Annotated in this window: 16 protein-coding genes; 4 read left to right on the top strand and 12 right to left on the bottom strand. The window is 64.2% G+C overall.

The genetic code is table 11. The features are described 5' to 3' along the window. Positions 1-25: 25 nt before the first annotated feature. The 7 genes from ACNFH5_RS14025 to ACNFH5_RS13995 form a co-directional block, all read right to left on the bottom strand. The gene (locus ACNFH5_RS14025; protein WP_416746818.1) at positions 26-1,375 is read right to left on the bottom strand and encodes an MFS transporter; all 1,350 of its coding nucleotides are present in this window, start codon (positions 1,373-1,375) and stop codon (positions 26-28) included. A gap of 277 nt (positions 1,376-1,652) precedes the next feature. Next, a complete protein-coding gene (locus ACNFH5_RS14020) occupies positions 1,653-2,495 on the bottom strand; it encodes an IclR family transcriptional regulator (RefSeq protein ID WP_017519476.1) in 843 nt (280 codons plus the stop codon). A 293-nt stretch (positions 2,496-2,788) separates the two neighbouring features. Beyond that, positions 2,789-3,868 carry a cell division protein ZapE gene (gene zapE / locus ACNFH5_RS14015; RefSeq protein WP_416746816.1) on the bottom strand — a complete coding sequence of 360 codons (1,080 nt, stop codon included), beginning with the start codon at positions 3,866-3,868 and terminating at the stop codon, positions 2,789-2,791. After that, the gene (gene pcaG, locus ACNFH5_RS14010) at positions 3,858-4,463 is read right to left on the bottom strand and encodes a protocatechuate 3,4-dioxygenase subunit alpha (protein ID WP_138526627.1); all 606 of its coding nucleotides are present in this window, start codon (positions 4,461-4,463) and stop codon (positions 3,858-3,860) included. Before pcaG ends, zapE begins: the two co-directional genes overlap by 11 nt. Before the next feature lie 12 nt (positions 4,464-4,475). Beyond that, entirely contained in the window at positions 4,476-5,195 is a 720-nt protein-coding gene (gene pcaH, locus ACNFH5_RS14005) for a protocatechuate 3,4-dioxygenase subunit beta (protein WP_416746813.1), read from the bottom strand. A gap of 117 nt (positions 5,196-5,312) precedes the next feature. After that, a complete protein-coding gene (gene pcaQ, locus ACNFH5_RS14000; RefSeq protein WP_416746812.1) occupies positions 5,313-6,242 on the bottom strand; it encodes a pca operon transcription factor PcaQ in 930 nt (309 codons plus the stop codon). A gap of 6 nt (positions 6,243-6,248) precedes the next feature. Continuing rightward, the gene (locus ACNFH5_RS13995) at positions 6,249-7,118 is read right to left on the bottom strand and encodes a helix-turn-helix domain-containing protein (RefSeq protein ID WP_416747312.1); all 870 of its coding nucleotides are present in this window, start codon (positions 7,116-7,118) and stop codon (positions 6,249-6,251) included. Between the two features lie 117 nt (positions 7,119-7,235). On the opposite strand from ACNFH5_RS13995, the gene pobA reads away from it, so the two are divergent. From pobA to ACNFH5_RS13975, 4 genes are all read left to right on the top strand, one after another. Further along, positions 7,236-8,420, top strand: a complete 1,185-nt coding sequence (gene pobA / locus ACNFH5_RS13990; RefSeq protein ID WP_416746810.1) for a 4-hydroxybenzoate 3-monooxygenase — start codon at positions 7,236-7,238, stop codon at positions 8,418-8,420. A 311-nt stretch (positions 8,421-8,731) separates the two neighbouring features. Next, a complete protein-coding gene (locus tag ACNFH5_RS13985) occupies positions 8,732-9,046 on the top strand; it encodes a hypothetical protein (protein WP_416746808.1) in 315 nt (104 codons plus the stop codon). A gap of 124 nt (positions 9,047-9,170) precedes the next feature. After that, entirely contained in the window at positions 9,171-11,081 is a 1,911-nt protein-coding gene (locus tag ACNFH5_RS13980; protein ID WP_416746806.1) for a di-heme-cytochrome C peroxidase, read from the top strand. A 262-nt stretch (positions 11,082-11,343) separates the two neighbouring features. Further along, a complete protein-coding gene (locus tag ACNFH5_RS13975; RefSeq protein ID WP_416746804.1) occupies positions 11,344-12,498 on the top strand; it encodes a catalase family protein in 1,155 nt (384 codons plus the stop codon). A gap of 393 nt (positions 12,499-12,891) precedes the next feature. Here ACNFH5_RS13975 and ppk2 read toward each other — a convergent pair whose 3' ends face one another. From ppk2 to ACNFH5_RS13950, 5 genes are all read right to left on the bottom strand, one after another. After that, entirely contained in the window at positions 12,892-13,809 is a 918-nt protein-coding gene (gene ppk2, locus ACNFH5_RS13970; protein WP_416746802.1) for a polyphosphate kinase 2, read from the bottom strand. A 280-nt stretch (positions 13,810-14,089) separates the two neighbouring features. Next, positions 14,090-14,542 (bottom strand): PaaI family thioesterase, encoded by a 453-nt coding sequence (locus ACNFH5_RS13965; RefSeq protein WP_416746800.1) that lies wholly within the window; start codon positions 14,540-14,542, stop codon positions 14,090-14,092. Between the two features lie 146 nt (positions 14,543-14,688). After that, on the bottom strand, positions 14,689-15,081 hold the full coding sequence (locus tag ACNFH5_RS13960) for a hypothetical protein (RefSeq protein WP_416746798.1): 393 nt from the start codon (positions 15,079-15,081) through the stop codon (positions 14,689-14,691). Between the two features lie 337 nt (positions 15,082-15,418). Continuing rightward, on the bottom strand, positions 15,419-15,574 hold the full coding sequence (locus tag ACNFH5_RS13955) for a hypothetical protein (protein WP_416746796.1): 156 nt from the start codon (positions 15,572-15,574) through the stop codon (positions 15,419-15,421). Between the two features lie 267 nt (positions 15,575-15,841). Then, positions 15,842-16,963 carry a M14-type cytosolic carboxypeptidase gene (locus tag ACNFH5_RS13950; protein WP_416746794.1) on the bottom strand — a complete coding sequence of 374 codons (1,122 nt, stop codon included), beginning with the start codon at positions 16,961-16,963 and terminating at the stop codon, positions 15,842-15,844. Positions 16,964-17,073 lie beyond the last annotated feature (110 nt).

The raw sequence follows: 17,073 nt of genomic DNA, 5'->3' as shown, positions 1-17,073 counted from the left end.
ATCGCGGCCCTGTCGGAAGCTTCCGTCAGGTGGCGTCGGCGTGGCTCACCAGCCCCTTGATCACCACCGCCGCCGTGGCGATAGCAGCAGGCACGATCAGCGCGGTGAGCACCTGCTCGAAGTTCCAGCCCAGGCCCAGCAGGGTTGCGCCGATCCAGGCGCCGAGAATGGCGCCGAAGCGGCCGATGCCGAGCATCCAGGACACCCCGGTGGCGCGGCCCTGGGTCGGGTAGAAGCGCGCCGCCAGCGATGGCATCGCGGACTGCGCGCCGTTCACGCACATGCCGGCGGCCAGCACCAGGGTCGCCAGCAGCGTCACGGTGCCCAGGCTCTGCCCGACAAAGTAGGCGAACACCCCGGCCAGGCAGTAGAAGATGCCGATGACCTTGTGCGGATTGAAGCGGTCCATGGCCCAGCCCACCGCCACCGAGCTGAGCACCCCGCCGAGCTGGAACAGCGCGCCGATGAACGCGGCTTGCTCCATGCTCGCACCGGCATCACGCATCAGCGTCGGCAGCCAGCTGGTGAGCAGGTAGACGATCACCAACCCCATGAAGTAGGTCAGCCACAGCAACAGGGTTCCCGCGCTGTAGGTGCCGGAGAAGATCACCTTGAACACGTTGCGGCTCTGCACCGTCTTCTGCTCGGGCACACTGAAGTCACGGGCGGCAACCACCTCGGAAGGCGCGATGGGCGCCAGCACGCGCTTGACCTTGTCCGCGCCGCGATTGCGCACCACCAGGAAGCGCGCCGACTCCGGCAGCCACACCAGCAGCACCGCCGCCAGCAGCAGTGGCAGCACACCACCGAGCAGCAGCAGGCTGTGCCAGCCGTAGGCCGGGATCAGCTTGGCGGAGACAAACCCGCCTGACGCCATGCCCAGGTTGAAGCCGCAGAACATGCTGGTCACCAGCAGCGATTTGAGGCGCTCGGGGGTGTACTCCGACAGCAATGTGGTGGCGTTGGGCATCGCCGCGCCCAGGCCGATGCCGGTCAGCAAACGCAGCGCCATCAGTTCTTCGAGGTTGCTGCTGTAGGCCGACATCAGGCTGAACAGGCCGAACAGGAACACCGCCACCACCAGCACGCCCTTGCGTCCGAAGCGGTCGGCCAACGGGCCGGAACCCAGGGCGCCGAACACCATGCCGATCAGCGCGGCGCTCATCACCGGGCCGAGGCTGGAGCGGTCGATGCCCCAGTCCTGGGTCAGCGCCGGTGCGATGAAGCCCATGGCGGCGGTATCGAGGCCGTCGAGGAAAACGATGAGGAAGCACAGCAGCACGATGCGGCACTGGTACAGCGACAGGGGCTGGGCGTTGATGAAGGACTGGACGTCGAGAGTGCCGGCAGCGGGCACGTGGGCGGAACTGGTCATGCGAAGACTTCCTGCGAGGGCGTCGTCGCGGGAAGGCCGGCTGGATCGCCCTGCACTCCCGCAAGCTGGACAGGAATGAGGCGCGAGCCGGAGGACGCACGGACCGGCAGATGGGGCAGGCACACAGGGGCCATGGCTGACGCTCATTGTTGTTATTGCCCGTCCGGCTGGACGGGTTGAGCAACAGTACGAAGAGACGTTCAGCCGTTCAATTCGATAATCGCGCCTGTGGGCGGTTAGCGAACGGGATTACCTCAGGGCCGCATACGGCGACCACTCAATGGAACAGCCGCGTCCCCAACTCACGGCTGGCTTCCAGCAGCACCGGCAGGAAACGCGTTTCAAGCTCCTGCCTCGATACGCGCCCGGCGTGGGTGCCGACGTTCAATGCGGCCAACACCTGGCCGGCGGAGTCTTTCAGCGGCACGGCGATGGAGCGCAGGCCGACTTCCAGTTCCTGGTCGATGATCACCCAGCCCTGCTGGCGGATCTCGGCGATGCTCGCGCGAAGCATTTCCGGGGTGTGCACGGTGCGGCTGGTCTTCACCTGCAGGTCGGCGTGGGCGAGGTAATCCTCCAACGCGTCGTCATTGAGCCCGGCGAGCAGAATGCGGCCCATGGAGGTGCAGTAGGCAGGCAGGCGGCTGCCGACGCTCAGGTCTACCGAGATCAGGCGCTGCGGCGTAGCGGAGCGAGCGATGTAGAGGATTTCGTCGCCTTCCAGCGTCGCCATGGAGCAGGCCTCGTGCAGTTGCTCGCTCAGACGATCAAGGATCGGCTGCGCGGTGACCGCCAGTGGCGTCGAGGACAAATAGGCGTGACCAAGGGTCAGTACCTTGGGTAGCAGCGAATAGGTACGCCCGTCGGACGTGACATACCCCAGCTTCATCAGCGTGTGCAGGCAGCGGCGCACGGCCGCGCGCGGAATCTCGGTGCGATGGCTGATCTGCGCAATGGTCAGGTGGCGCTTGCGTTCCTGGAATGCGTGAATCACCGCCAGCCCGCGAGCCAGCGACGTCATGAAATTCGGGTCGCCGGTAAAAGCCTCGATGCGCTTGGCGGGCGAAGCGATGATTGGCGGCGCGAGGGGCGGCAGGCTGGCACGGGGAGCGTCGGTCATTGTTGTTATCCTGGCAGGCGAATGCCGGGCGATTATCGACACGCACGGGCGATTATCGCAACACAACTGATCGATTATCGAACAGAGCTTATCAGCGCCCGTGCCGCCTGAAGTGACTGACGTTGGGCGGATAACGCGCCAGTGTTATCCGCCGACCAGCGACCGGCACATCGGCGCCGACCTCGGTTCGCGAGCAAGGACTAGTCGTCCCCCTCGGTCCTACGAAGAGCACGCAGGCGTTTCCTGTAGGAGCGAGCTTGCTCGCGAACAAATCTCGACAGCCCGCGCGCGCGCTAAAGCGGCTCCAGCTTCAACTGCCGCAGCCGGCTCAGTGTGCGCGAGAAGTCCAGCGCCGCGCCGCCCGCCGCCAGGTCCTCCAGCGACACCGAGGCGAACAGTTGAAGCTTCAGTTGCCGGTCATAGGCGATGTCGATGAAGTTGAGGAAACGCATGCTCACATCCGGCGGGTAGTCCGCCAGCGGGCCAAGGCCGCTCACGGCCATCCGCGGGTAATGCTCGATCAGCCAGAGGTAGTCGCTGGCCGATCGCGGGCGTTCGAACATCTCGCTGAAATCCATCCATGCACAGTGATCATCATGGGCATGCACTTTCAGGGGGTGATGGTTGACGCTGAGCACCTCGTCGAACTTCGCGTCCGCCGCCAACCCCAGTCGGGAACCGATCAGTTCGAGATCATCGGCGCGCGCCGGCCAGAGAAAGCTGCCCCACTCTTCCAGCGATGTGCTGTGTTCGCGATAGTCCTGCCCGGCATCCACCGAGATCACGTCGAAGCGCTTTTCGATCAGCTCGATGGCCGGACGGAAGCGCTCACGGTACAGCGGATTCGGACAGAGGTTTTCCGGCTCATAGTTGGAGGTGCAGACCAGGCCGACGCCTTCATCCACCAGCACCTTCAGCATCCGCCCCAGCAGCATGGCGTCGCCGATGTCGTGCACGTGGAATTCGTCGAAGCACAGCAGTTTGGTTTCTTCGGCGATGACGCGGGCGACACGCACCAGCGGGTCGGATTGCCCGGTAATCGCCAGCATGCGCGACTGCAACTCCTGCAGGAAGGCATGGAAGTGCACGCGGCGCTTGGCCTGCGTGGGCGCGGCAGCGAAGAACTGGTCCATGACGAAGCTCTTGCCCCGCCCGACGCCGCCCCACAGGTAGACGCCGGCCACCGGCTTACGCAGGAAGCCATGGCGACCGGCGAGGAAGTCGTCGAGCCAGGTGGCGAGGTGCTCTACCGCCGTCACCTGCGCCTCGTCCGCCCGATAGCCGCGCTCGTCGAGCGCGGCCGCGAAGTGCCGCCGAACGCGGTCGGCGACCGGTTCGGCGGATGTCTCATGTAGTCGTGTATCAGAAGTCAAAGAACACCGTTTCCGCATTTCCCTGGACGCGGATATCAAACCGGTAAGCGAGCTTCCCGTCCACCTCGCAACGCTTTGCAATGAGGGTTTGCCGACGTTCGGGCTGCTCGATCAGGTTCAAGACCGGGTCCACCGCGTTCGCCTGCGCCTCGTCGTCGAAGTACAGACGCGTCTGCAAATGCAGGTTGATGCCACGGGCAAACAGCGAGACGTTGATGTGCGGCGCCATGGGCACGCCGGCGGCATTTTTCACCACACCGGGCTTGATGGTCTGCACCTGCCACTCGCCAGCGTCGAAGGTCGTTGCCGTGCGACCGAAGCCGTTGAAGGGCTTTTCCAGATCGAAGGCAGCGTCGTACACGCCTTCGTGATTTGCCTGCCACAATTCCAGGAAGGAATCGCGGATCAGGTGACCGTTGCCGTCATACACGTGACCGATCAGCAGAATGTGTTCGCCAGGCGCGCCGGGCTTGGCCATCTCGCTCCAGATTTCCTGGTCACGGGCCGGGTTGCCGGCGGCAGCCAGCGCAAGGCCGATGTGCACGTAGGGGCCGGCGGTCTGCGAGGGGGTTTCCGGCAGCAGTTCGATAGGCATGGTCGGTCCTCCTCAGCGATTCTCGAAGTGTGTCTTGCGCTGGCCGCGCAGCACGATGTCGAAGCGGTAGGCCAGGCAGTCCATGGGGTTGGCGTTGCTCATGTCGAGCTTGGCGATCAGGCTTTGCACCGCATCCGGGTTGGCGATGGATTTGACGATGGGGCACATCGGGATCAGCGGATCACCTTCGAAATACAGCTGGGTGATCAGCCGCGTGGAGATCGACGGGCCGCTGATGGAGAAGTGGATGTGCGCCGGGCGCCAGTCGTTGGGGCCGTTGCGCCAGGGATACGGGCCGGGTTTGATGGTGCGGAAGATGTAGCGCCCTTCACTGTCGGTCAGCGCACGGCCGACACCGCCGAAGTTCGGGTCCAGCGGCGCAAGGTAGCGGTCGTTCTTGTGGCGATAGCGGCCGCCGGCATTGGCCTGCCACATCTCCACCAGCGTGTGTGGCACGGGCTTGCCGTACTGGTCCATCACACGACCGGAGACAATGATGCGCTCGCCGATGGGCAGGCCACCATTATTGAAATTGAGCAGCAGATCGTTGTCGTGCTCGCCCCTCTTCAGGTGCGAGAAGTCCGGGCCGCTGGTTTCGGAAATCGATTGCGGAATGCTCACCAGCGCCTGGCGCGGGGAGCGGGCGATGGAGGTCTTGTAGTCAGGCGTCAGGGCTTTGGGGTGCCAGTTTCGGTCACGAATGACGAAGCGGCTGTTTTCCGCATCGGACATGTCGGTCTCCTGTTGTTGGATTTATAGGAGCCTGTTGCATCAGGCAGTGCGACGGAGTGTCGCCCGCATGATCCACGTCGAAAACTGAAAAGATGCCGACAACCCATAACCTATTGGTTATGGATAAGTCCCTTCCCGGTACGCCTCGCCCACCTCGCGCAGCACCTCCAGGCACCAGTGCGCGCCCAGGGAAAGCGGCAACGTGGAGTTACTGCAAACCCCTACCGAACCGCCCGGTTCCTGTACATCCAGCGGCAGCTCGACCATCTCACCGGAGCGCAGGTCCAGGCGCACCGAGTCCAGCGGGGCGATCCACAGCGCATCACTGGTCAATACATAACGGCGGCTGAGTACCGTGGAGAGTGTTTCCAGCTTCTGGCGTGGCTGGCCGAGGCCGCTTTGCACCAGCAGGCTGTCGGCAGACTTGCGGATAGTGGTGCCGGCCAACGGCATGACCAATGGCCAGTCGTCCAGCGCCGAGGGCGGCAGCGGGCGGCCCAGCAGCGGGTGGCCGGCGCGAGCCACCAGGGTCATGGATTCGCTGTACAGGTGCTCGAAGGCTAGGCCCTGGATCTGCGGGCTTTCGGTCATGCGGCCAACGACCAGGTCCAACTCGCCCACACGCAGTTGCGAGAGCAGATGCGCGCTCGGCCCGGTCACCACGCTGACCACCAACGCCGGATGACGCTCGTGCAGGCGGCGCACCACTTCGGGCATCAGCAGGCTTTCCACGGTGGAGAGCACGCCCAGGCGCACGGTGCTGGAAGCATACTCGCCGCCGCGCAGGCTGTTCACGCCGTCGCGCAGCGCCTGCACGCAGGGGCCGGCATAGCGTAGGAAGGCGACACCTGCTTCCGTCAGACTGGCGCCGCTCTTGCCGCGTTCGAACAGGCTCGCTTCCAGCAGGTCCTCCAGTTCCTTGAGCGTCTTGGAAATCGCCGGCTGGCTGACCGCCAGGGCATCCGCCGCGCGGGCCAGGCTGCCCTGGCGGGCCACCTCGAGGAAACACACCAGGTGGCGGAACTTGATACGCGAATCGATATTCATGGCGGCTCAACGCGGCTCGCGGAACGCACGGGGCGAAACCCCGGCGTAGCGCTTGAAGAATCGGGAGAAATAGGCCGGTTCGGAAAAGCCCAGGCTGTCCGACACCTGCTGAATGGTCATGGCTGTGTACACCAGGTTGCGCTTGGCCTCCAGCAGCAGGCGCTGGTGGATCATCTGCAAGGCCGACTGCCCGGCCAGGCGCCGGCACAGCGCATTGAGGTGCGCGGCGCTGATGCCCAACGCCGCCGCGTAGTGTTCGATGGGATGATGTTCGCGGAAGTCCTGCTCCAGTAGACGGGAAAAGGCATGTACATGCTCGACGCCGCGATCCTGCTGGCTCGCCTCTGCGCGGGACTGTTCCAGCGCCCGGCGGCTGAGCCAGACCAGCAGCATGTTGAGCAACGACTGCAGCATCAGGTCGCGGCCCGGCGCGTGCTCGGCGTACTCGCGGTCGATGGATTCGAACAACGCATCAAGATGACGCTTACCCTCGCCCACGATGTAGCACGCGGGCCGTTCCAGCACGGAGCTTTCCAGCAGTCCGCCCAGTTGCTCGGCCAGCGGCAGCCCCATGCTCAGCACCCAGCCCTGCACGTCCTCGGCGAAGCGGAAGCCATGCACCGCCAGCGCCGGTGTGACCTGCAACGACGCCTCGCGGACCGGCGTCACCCGGCCCTCCACTTCCAGTTCCGCCTCACCGGACTGCACATAAAGCAGTTGTACAAGATCGCTATGGCGGTGCGGGCGAATCTCCCAATCGTGCAGGCGGCTGCGCGAGGCGATGGATTCGCAGTGGATCAGATCCGGCGTCGGCCACGCGGTGGTTTCGCCATACAGGCGGAACACCGGCACAAGTCTGTCAGCGCGCTGTTCGATCACCGCCCACATCCATGAAAAGTCCAAGAAGACTGTTGGAAATTACCTTCAAAGGTGAATCCCATCCACAAAAAATGCAGGAGACAAAAACAACAGCGCTCTCCAAGGAGCCATCCCATGAAGACTCAAGTTGCCATTATCGGCGCCGGTCCGGCCGGCCTCCTGCTTGGCCAGTTGCTGCACAAGGCTGGCGTCGACACCGTGATCCTCGAACGCCAGACGCCCGACTACGTACTCGGCCGCATCCGCGCCGGCGTGCTGGAACAGGGCACAGCCGACCTGCTGCGCGAAGCCGGCGCCAGCACCCGGATGGACGCCGAAGGGCTGCTGCATGACGGTTTCGAACTGGTCCTCAACGGCCGCCGCGAACGCATCGACCTCAAGGCCCTCACCGGCGGCAAGCAGGTCATGGTCTACGGCCAGACCGAAGTCACCCGCGACCTGATGCAGGCCCGCGCGGCCAGCGGCGCGATGAGCGTGTACGAAGCAGCCGACGTGGCGCTGCATGACGTTACCAGCGAGAAGCCCTACGTCACTTTCACTCACCAGGGCGAACGCGTACGCCTGGACTGCGACTACATCGCCGGCTGCGACGGCTTCCACGGCGTGGCCCGGCGCAGCATTCCCGCCGAGCGTCTGAGCGTCTTCGAGCGGGTCTACCCGTTCGGCTGGCTCGGCCTGCTCAGCGACACCCCGCCGGTCAGCCACGAACTCATTTATGCCAGCAGCGAACGCGGCTTCAGCCTGTGCAGCCAGCGCAGCGCCACCCGCAGCCGCTATTACCTGCAGGTGGGACTGGAAGACAAGGTGGAGCAATGGTCCGACGGGCGCTTCTGGGAGGAGCTCAAACGCCGTATTCCCGAGGATGCCGCGCAGCAGTTGATCACCGGGCCGTCACTGGAAAAGAGCATTGCCCCGCTGCGCAGCTTCGTGGTGGAGCCGCTGCAATACGGCCGGCTGTTCCTGGTCGGCGACGCCGGCCACATCGTCCCGCCCACCGGCGCCAAGGGCCTGAACCTCGCCGCCAGCGACGTGAACACGCTGTATCGCATTCTTGTGGAGGTCTGCGGCAACGGCCGCCGCGAGCTGCTGGAACAGTACTCCCCCATCGCCCTGCGGCGCATCTGGAAGGCCGAGCGCTTCTCCTGGTGGATGACCTCGATGCTGCACCAGTTCCCCGACAGCGACGCCTTCACCCGGCGCATGCTGGAGACCGAACTCGACTACTTCCTCGGCTCCGAGGCCGGCCGCACGACCATCGCGGAGAACTATGTCGGGCTGCCTTTCGAGGAAGTGGCCTGATCGGACGCATTCTGTAGGAGCGAGCCTGCTCGCGAATCGCCCGACACCGGAGCAACCGGTAAAGCCATTCGCGAGCAAGCTCGCTCCTACATAGAAGCTCCGCGAACTATCCTTAACCTCCAGCCACGCCGCTCGCCGCGACACCGCCGGAGGCCGCCATCGACCCGGACGAAGCCAACTTCCTCAGCTACCTGCTCGCCGAAAGCGGCGACGGGGACGCTCGCGCGTTCGCCACGCTCTATCGCTGCACCGCCCCACGGCTCTACCCACTGGCGCTGAAGCTGAAGACCGATCAGACAGACGCCGACGCCTTGCTGGTCGATACCTACCTCCGCGTCTGGACCGACGCCGACCGCTACCACCCCACACGCATCGCCGCGCTGGACTGGATGATCGCCCTGCTCTACCAGCTCTCCGGCCATCCCTCTGCGCCGCCCAGCGACGAACCCTGGCCGGAACTGCCGCCACCGGAAAATCTCTGGGGCATCATTCACGCGCGCATTCCCAATGACGAGGACGACAGCCCCGGTCTGCGCTGGCCACTGATCATCGCCAGCCTGATCGGTATGCTGATCGGCGCGGCAATCTGCCTGAGCCTGCTACTGGAACTGCGCCCGAGCGCCTAGCACCTGTATCGCATCTCAGTCAGGCGACAAAACCCTGATTTCCGTGCGGCATCACCTTGCCAAGCCGGCGCGTACTTGGCATAAACGTCCGATTCTTTTTCGCACACATAACAAGGAAGTTTCGATGCGCATTCTTGGCCGCGTCCTGCTTGCAGTCCTTCTGCTGCTCTTGCTCATCGGGGGCGTCATCGCCTGGTACACCGCGCATCCCAATCTTCCGGAATACACCCCTCCGCAGAAGATGATCCACCTCGATGAGCAGTGGTCCAAACAGGACCGCGAAACCTACTACTACACGCCCCAGGGCACCCAGGTGAAAGGCCTGCGTTACGACTGGTTCACTCATCTGGAGCAGCCGTTCTCCAAGGAAAAGTTCGCCAGCCCCGAGAACCTCGCGCGCTTCGGCTTCCTCATCGAGCCCGAGCAGATCGGCCGCGCCCCTGACGACACCCTGGCCGCCACGGCCAAGAATCCCGGCAACCTACCGGTCGGCTTCGCCCGTCACCAGGACGGCGAGACCGGCGCCTGGTACCTCGACATCACCTGCTCCGCCTGCCACACCGGCGAGCTGCGCTACAAGGGAACTGCCGTGCGCATCGACGGCGGCGCGGCCATGCACTCCATCGCCTCCACCGTACCCACCCTGCGCGGCGGCGCGTTCGGCCAGGCGCTGGGCGCCAGCCTCGCGTCCACCTACTACGTACCGTGGAAGTTCGACCGCTTCGCCAAGGGCGTGCTGGGCGACCGCTATCCCAAGGGCAAGGCCGCGCTCAAGCGCGACGTGCGCAACGTGCTCGGCACCCTCGTTTCCACTGCCTGGAACGACACCCACCGCGGCCTCTACCCGACCCTGGAAGGCCCCGGCCGCGCCGACGCCTTCGGCCGTATCGCCAACAGCGTGTTCGGCGACGGCATCGACGCCTCCAACTACCGCGTCGCCAACGCCCCGGTGAACTACCCGCAGGTCTGGGACATCTGGAAATTCGATTGGGTGCAGTGGAACGGCTCGGCCATGCAGCCCATGGCGCGCAACATCGGCGAAGCTCTCGGTGTCGGCGCCACCCTGCGCATGTTCGAGAGCGACGGCAAGCCGGTGATGGGCGATGAGCGCTACGCCTCCAGCGTGCGCCTGCGCGACCTCTACACCCTGGAAGAAACCCTCAAGCAGCTCAAGCCGCCGGCCTGGCCGAAGGACGTCTTCGGCGAGATCGACCTGAAGAAAGCCTCCCAGGGCCGCGCCCTGTTCCAGGCCAACTGCGTCTACTGCCACGGCCCGCACATCAAGGCGCTGGGCGCCGCCGACACCATCGCCGAGAAGCGCGTCCCCGAATGGGCGATGAAGATGGTCCCCACCAGCGAGATCGGCACCGACCCGACTACCGCCGACAACATCGCCGACCACACCTTCGACGTCCGCCCGCTGAAGCTCAAGGTGGAAGAGCTGCAGAACATGAACGTCGTGCTGATCCCCAAACCCGAGGAAGCGCTGGACCTGTCGAAGATCTCCGCCGCCAAGGGCCTGGCCTACGTCACCGCCTTCGTTGAGCAGCGCGCCTACCGCGACGCGCATATCGGCCCGGAGCAGCAGCAGGAAATGAACGGCTATGGCCTGCCCATCGGCGTTCGCGAACTGCGCGCCTACAAGGCCCGACCGCTGGACGGCATCTGGGCCACCCCGCCCTTCCTGCACAACGGCTCGGTGCCCAACCTGTTCCAGATGCTCTCCCCGGTGGCCGAGCGCGACGCACAGTTCTGGGTCGGCAGCTTCGAGTACGATCCCAAGTTCGCCGGCTACCGCACCGAGCGCTTCCCCGGCGGCTTCCTCTACAAGACCAGCATCACCGGCAACAGCAACCGCGGCCACGAATTCCGCGACGGCTGCCGCCAGGATGGCGTCATCGGTCGCGCCCTGTCGCCGGAAGAACGCTGGGCACTGGTGGAATACCTGAAGGTGCTGGGCAACGCCGAGTACGAAAGAAAACTCGACCCGAACGTTCCCACCCCGCCGTGGACGCCTGGGCCGAAGTGCGAATGACCGTCCAGCGCTGAACTGTCTTTTATTTTTTGTAGGAGCGAGCTTGCTCGCGAACCCAACCAGCTCCGGCGCCAACGGAAAATCAGTTCGCGAGCAAGCTCGCTCCTACAGGTAAAGCTCCCGAACACCACCGAATCACCGCCCCCACCCCCTCTCCCTTCAGGGAGAGGGCTAGGGAGAGGGAAACGCCCCACACCAAGCCCGCACAGGCCAGGGAACGGAATCCCCTCCACAAAAAGAAAAGACCAAAGGACCCCGTGCCATGCGCTCCCTGCTCACCCGAATCTGGCTCTTCCTCGGCAAATGGCTCGGCCGTCTGCTGCTCGCCGTCGCCGCCATCGGCCTGCTCGGCTGGGGTATCGGCAGCCTCTACTACGCCTGGAAATTCTCCGGCCCCGTTTCCGCCCAGGAAGAAATCCCGCCGGGCGAAGCCCAGCTCACCCAGGCCATCATCGAAGACGCTGTGCGCATCGTCGAACAGCACCGCGACAACACTCGCGTACTGCGTGACGCCCACGCCAAGGCCCACGGCTGCGTGAAGGCCGAAGTCACGGTCGCCAGCGACATTGCCCCCGGCCTGCGCCAGGGCGTGTTCGCCGAGCCCGGCCACAAGTGGGACGCTATGGTCCGTTTCTCCAACGGCAACGCCTACCCGCAGTTCGACAGCGCCCGCGACGCCCGCGGCATGGCGATCAAGCTGCTCGACGTCCCCGGCGCCAAGCTGATGCCCGGAAAAGGACACGACACCGAGCAGGACTTCGTCATGTTCAACCACCCGGTGTTCTTCGTGCGTGACGTCGCCGAATACCGGCAGAACTTCGCCGCCCAGGCCAGCGGCCAGAAGGTCGCCGCCTTCTTCCCCAGCTGGAAGCCCAGCACCTGGGAAATCCGCCACCTGGTCATCGCCCTGCAGACTCTCGCCCCCGCGCCCGACAGCCCCTTCGAAACCGGCTACAACGGCATCGCGCCGTACAAGCTGGGCGAGGCGAACAACATCAAGTTCCGCGTCATCCCGCAGGCAGAAGGCTGCCCGACCTACCAGCTACCCAAGCTCAACGAAAAACTGCCCAACTTCCTGCGCACCGCCATGTACCAGCAGCTCTCGGTCGACCGCGTGCCCGCCTGCTTTGCCCTGCAAGTGCAGAAACAGGACCCGAGCAAATACATGCCCATCGAAGACACCAGCGTCGAATGGAGCGAATCCGACGCCCCCTTCCAGACCGTCGCCACCGTCAGCATCCCGCCCCAAGACTTCGACAGCCGCGAGCAGAACCTCGCCTGCGACAACATCTCCTACAACCCGTGGCACGCCCTGCCGGAGCACCAACCGATTGGCGGCATCAACCGGCTTCGCAAGGCGGTTTATGAGGCGGTGAGTGTTTATCGGCATCAGCGCAATGGGGTGGGCGGAGAGTAAGGCTGCACCGAGAGGTATCAGGTGCAGTAAAGCTGCTGGAAGCATCGGAGCAGCAGGAGGAATGAAACAACAAGCCCGCTAACGTGCGGGCTTGTTGTTTCAAATCCACTTAGTTCAGCGAGCCTTGTAAGCATCCAATTCTGCCTGCGTCTTCAGATCAGTTTCGATCCCTAAGCGACACTTGCAGTAATCACCGCCGCGCACTGCATCGGAAGGAAAGCGACAAGCTTTTTCATGATGTTCGCGAAGGAAGAAGAGCCATTCTCCTGCGAACATTCTTCGCAAGCGCCATTCCGGCATTTCCCGGGCAAATCCTGCCCTCGGACACTTGATTAGGGTACTCCGGTAGCCGCCTGCGGTTCGCGAGCAAGCATCGCTGATGCAGGAAGCGCCTCAGTAGACTTCCGGCACCTGCAGCTCCTGCGGCGTGGGGTGCCGGCGGTAGCCTTCATGGCGCTGCCGCTCGGGCAGGTTGACGCTGGGCTGCTGCACTTCCTGGTAGGGAATCTGGCCCAGCAGGTGGTGGATGCAGTTCAGGCGGGCCTTTTTCTTGTCGTCGGCCTGCACGATCCACCAGGGGGCTTCGGGGATGTGGGTGCGCTCCAGCATGATTTCCTTGGCCTTGGTGTAGGACTCCCAGCGGCGGCGGGATTCCAGGTCCATGGGGCTGAGCTTCCATTGCTTGAGCGGGTCGTGGATGCGGCTGAGGAAGCGGTAGTGCTGTTCCTCGTCGGAGATGGAAAACCAGTACTTGATGACTTGGATGCCGGAGCGCACGAGCATGCGTTCGAACTCGGGCACGCTGCGGAAGAATTCCTCGTACTGGCCGTCGGTGCAGAAGCCCATGACCCGCTCGACACCGGCGCGGTTGTACCAGCTACGGTCGAACAGGACGATCTCCCCGGCCGCCGGCAGGTGCGAAACGTAGCGCTGGAAGTACCACTGGGTCTGTTCGCGGTCGTTGGGCGCGGGGAGCGCGGCGACGCGGCATACGCGCGGGTTCAGGCGCTGGGTGATGCGCTTGATGACCCCGCCCTTGCCCGCGGCATCGCGGCCTTCGAAGAGGATCACGGCCTTGTGGCCGGTCTTCACCACCCAGTTCTGCAACTTGACCAGCTCGGCCTGCAGGCTGAACAGGGTGTGGAAGTAACGCTGGCGCGCCAGGCGCTCTTCATGGGTTTGCAGGCTGCCTTCACGCAGCCCTTCGAAGTCGTAGAGTTCGTCGAACAGTTCGAGTTCGAGCTCTTCGTCGCGGTCGTCCAGCAGATCGCGCTGGACGCGTCGTGGGAAGTTCTTGTCATCGAGCAGCATGGTGGTTTGCCTTGTGCCGTCACTGGCTCAGTCACATCGAGTGACACTTTCATGACAGAAAAATGTAGTCACGCTTTATGACGAATTCATTACAACCAGTGAAAGATATTTCTTACAAAGCCCGTGCTAGAGCGTTCTCCGAATAGGACACCCGCTGAGTCAGGAAGGTCTTGAGAAGGCGGGCGGGCCGCCGAGCGGCGCTGATGTCGGGGCGCCATCAACGCCGGGAAGCGACCGCGAACTTCAGCCCACGGCTGCTATCTGCCGGCAAGGAAAAGGTTCAGGCGTCGGCCAGGGGGCGCGGCTTGTTGACGTACTTGAAGGTGCCGGAGGACGTCGCGACCACCACGCCCTGGCTGTTGCGCAACTCGCCCTCGCAGAAGGCAATGGAGCGGGTGCGGTGCAGCACCTTGCCGTGGGCTTCCAGTACCTCGCCCACTTCACCGCCGGGACGCAGGAAGCTGGTCTTCATCTCCACCGTCACCACGCCCCGATAGGCTTCGTCCGCCTCGCTGGCGCCCAGGGCCATGGCGACGTCGAGCAGGGTCATGATCAACCCGCCGTGGGCATTGGCCCAGCCGTTGACGTACTGCGGTTCGACGCGCACCACCAGGCGGCCCGGCCCGTTGCCGTCCTCCGCCGGGGCATGGCGGAACTGCAGGAAATCGAGCATGGGAATGGTGATGCCGCGGTGGGCGGTATAGAGCTTGAGTTGTTCGATATCGAGGGGCATGGAGCTTCCTGGCGCGGCGAGTGGGGCCAGGCGATGTTCCCCGCTCCGGCCGGCAGATCGCAAGCCCGGCGAAGCTTCATGCACGGCGGGAATGCCCTCCGATTGCAGCGCTCAGGCTAGCGACCGGCGCCTCTCGCCACGGCTGCTCAGCGCGACCGGCGGGTGCCGTTCTTCTTTTCCGTCTGGCGCTCGACGGCCTGGACGAAGAGCTCCTCGACCAGCAGCGACTGGATCGGCGTGCGGGTTTCCAACGACAGGCTCATGGCTTCGAGCTTCTGGTTCACCCCCAGGCGGGCAATGCCGCAGAGCAGGATGCGCTGGGCACCGAAGATGCTGCCCTTGTCGACCAGCACTTCCCGCGGCTTTTCGCCGTCCAGGTAGCTGACCTTGAGGACGATGGCGGTGTCGTCACGCACGGCCAGGTTGAGCCAGGTGGCGACATTGAACTCGACCACCCAGCCCAGGCCTGTCTTCTTGGCCACGGCTTCACGGACCAGATGAGCAGGAACCGGACCCAGGGGGGTACTGTGGTTTTCCATGGGGCTACTTCTGACGGCTGCGGGTAGAGCGAAATGCGCTAACGGAAGACTCGATTTTATGTGAAGCAGTTCAAGTTTTCAGTCGGTTTTTTGTAAGACATAGGCTATGTAGCAAGCCTGAAGTTACAGATACGAACCGCTCTGGAATGCCGCTTTTAGCACGGAAAGGGATGACGAAAGGGAAGCGAAGGCACGGAACAGCGGACACAGTCCCGACGAAATGAAGGGCGACGGAGTTGCTCGTCACGCAAGGCCGGTCCGGCGTAATGCCGAATCGGCCCTGCTGTGTCTCCTTGGCTGGCGCCAGCGGTGAGGCCAGGCCCTGAGGCCCGCTTGCTCAGGCCGCGCCAGCGAAAGTGCGAGGCCTGTGTTCGCCCGAGCGGTTCTTGCGCACTTCGCGGCGCTCTCTGAAGTCCAGTTCTTCCAGGGCATCCATGCGTTCCTGCAGGTCTTCGATGATCTGCGGGGTCAACAGTTTGCGATGTCGAGTCATACCTACCTCCTGAACTTGTATGCCTCACTCTTTGGATTAGCACGCGGGTAGGAAGATTCAACGGCTGCCTGCGACGGATTAACCGAACGGTCAGCCGCCAAGGATGTAGGACGTCGCCGGGAAAGGCCCTTTCTGCAGGAGCGAGCTTGCTCGCGAACGACGCTCTCCGGCGGCTCCGGAGGTTTGCGGTTCGCGAGCAAGCTCGCTCCTACAAAGGGACGGTGCAACGCTGGCAACCGAACACGGTTGCGCGCCGCAAACTCGGTCTCAGCGCAACTCGTCGACCAGGCTGCCGATGGTGGTCAGTACCGCGCCGGCCAACGCCTTCGAGCGTGCCCCGCTCCACCCGGTGCGCGCATTGGGCGACAGGTTGTGGTCCTTGAACGGCATTTCCAGGGTCAGCGACAGGCAGTCGTAGGTGCGGCCGACGTGGTTGCAGGCCAGGGTGAGGTTGGCCTGGCCGGGGGCGTCTTTCGGATAGCCGTGCACACTCTGGAACTCGCCGTTAGCCTCCAGACGCTCGCGGAACAGGCTTTCCAGGCGATCCAGGCGCGGGGTGAATTCCGGGTTGCCTTCGCAGCCGGCAGCGAACACGAAGGGGATTTCCTCGTCGCCGTGCACGTCGAGGAACAGGTCCACGCCGTACTTCACCATCTGCTCCTGAACGAACAGCACCTCGGGGCTTTCCCCAGCGCTGGGCGCGGCCCAGGCGCGGTTGAGATCCTTGCCGGCGGCGTTGGTGCGCAAGTGGCCGTGGAAGGCACCGTCCGGGTTCATGTTCGGCACCAGGTAGAAGTCGGCGCGCTCCAGCAGCCGTTGGATGTCGGTGTCGGCGGACTGGAGGCGCTCGATCAGGCCTTCCATGAACCACTCGGCCATGTGCTCGCCAGGATGCTGTTGGGCGATCAGCCAGATCTTGCGTGCACCCGCCTCGCCCTTGCCGATGCGCAGCAGGGGCAGTTCGCGACCTTCGAGGCTGTGGCCGGTGGCGAGCAGTTCGGCACCGTTGGCCTGGGCGCGCTTCACCAGTTCGGCATGGCGCTCGCGGCTGTAGGGCTCGAAGTAGGCGAACCAGGCCTGGGGCTGCTCGGCGTCGAGGCTGAAGTGCAGGCCGTTGGAGTCATAGGTGCTGGGCACGCGGAACCAGTCGCGCTGATCATAGGACGCCACGGCGTTGTATCCCGGCCAACCGCCGGTGTAGCTGGAAGCCGGGGTGTTGGTCAGGCTGAACTGGTACTGCTGGCCGGGCTCAAGACCCTCGGCCTTGAAGTGGAACCACTGGAAGTGCGGGCTTTTCGTGTCCGGGCGCAGCGCCAGGCGCACGTGGCGCGGGTCACTGTCGGCGATGACCTGGATGTTGCCGCTGTCGAAATCGCAGTCGATCTTCATGAATTCTCCGTCGGCGCACGAACCTGAGGCGCCAAAGCCTTGCATTTTCGCCCTCCCCGCCGCTTCTGTCATGTCCGCGTGACTTGCGCCGGATCATATATTATGTTCGT

The organism is Pseudomonas sp. NY15435 (genome assembly GCF_048068295.1).
Lineage (GTDB): Bacteria > Pseudomonadota > Gammaproteobacteria > Pseudomonadales > Pseudomonadaceae > Pseudomonas.
Note: the sequence above shows the minus strand (reverse complement) of the source record. Positions and strands in the feature narration are given on the sequence as shown.

Bases quoted from the DNA above. Each gene is read 5' to 3' on its own strand.
- ACNFH5_RS13960 (WP_416746798.1), bottom strand. From the start codon at position 15,081: ATGGAAAACCACAGTACCCCCCTGGGTCCGGTTCCTGCTCATCTGGTC.
- ACNFH5_RS14025 (WP_416746818.1), bottom strand. From the start codon at position 1,375: ATGACCAGTTCCGCCCACGTGCCCGCTGCCGGCACTCTCGACGTCCAG.
- ACNFH5_RS13950 (WP_416746794.1), bottom strand. From the start codon at position 16,963: ATGAAGATCGACTGCGATTTCGACAGCGGCAACATCCAGGTCATCGCC.
- ACNFH5_RS14020 (WP_017519476.1), bottom strand. From the start codon at position 2,495: ATGACCGACGCTCCCCGTGCCAGCCTGCCGCCCCTCGCGCCGCCAATC.
- ACNFH5_RS13980 (WP_416746806.1), top strand. From the start codon at position 9,171: ATGCGCATTCTTGGCCGCGTCCTGCTTGCAGTCCTTCTGCTGCTCTTG.
- pcaH (WP_416746813.1), bottom strand. From the start codon at position 5,195: ATGTCCGATGCGGAAAACAGCCGCTTCGTCATTCGTGACCGAAACTGG.
- ACNFH5_RS13975 (WP_416746804.1), top strand. From the start codon at position 11,344: ATGCGCTCCCTGCTCACCCGAATCTGGCTCTTCCTCGGCAAATGGCTC.
- pcaG (WP_138526627.1), bottom strand. From the start codon at position 4,463: ATGCCTATCGAACTGCTGCCGGAAACCCCCTCGCAGACCGCCGGCCCC.
- ppk2 (WP_416746802.1), bottom strand. From the start codon at position 13,809: ATGCTGCTCGATGACAAGAACTTCCCACGACGCGTCCAGCGCGATCTG.
- pobA (WP_416746810.1), top strand. From the start codon at position 7,236: ATGAAGACTCAAGTTGCCATTATCGGCGCCGGTCCGGCCGGCCTCCTG.
- pcaQ (WP_416746812.1), bottom strand. From the start codon at position 6,242: ATGAATATCGATTCGCGTATCAAGTTCCGCCACCTGGTGTGTTTCCTC.
- ACNFH5_RS13965 (WP_416746800.1), bottom strand. From the start codon at position 14,542: ATGCCCCTCGATATCGAACAACTCAAGCTCTATACCGCCCACCGCGGC.
- ACNFH5_RS13955 (WP_416746796.1), bottom strand. From the start codon at position 15,574: ATGACTCGACATCGCAAACTGTTGACCCCGCAGATCATCGAAGACCTG.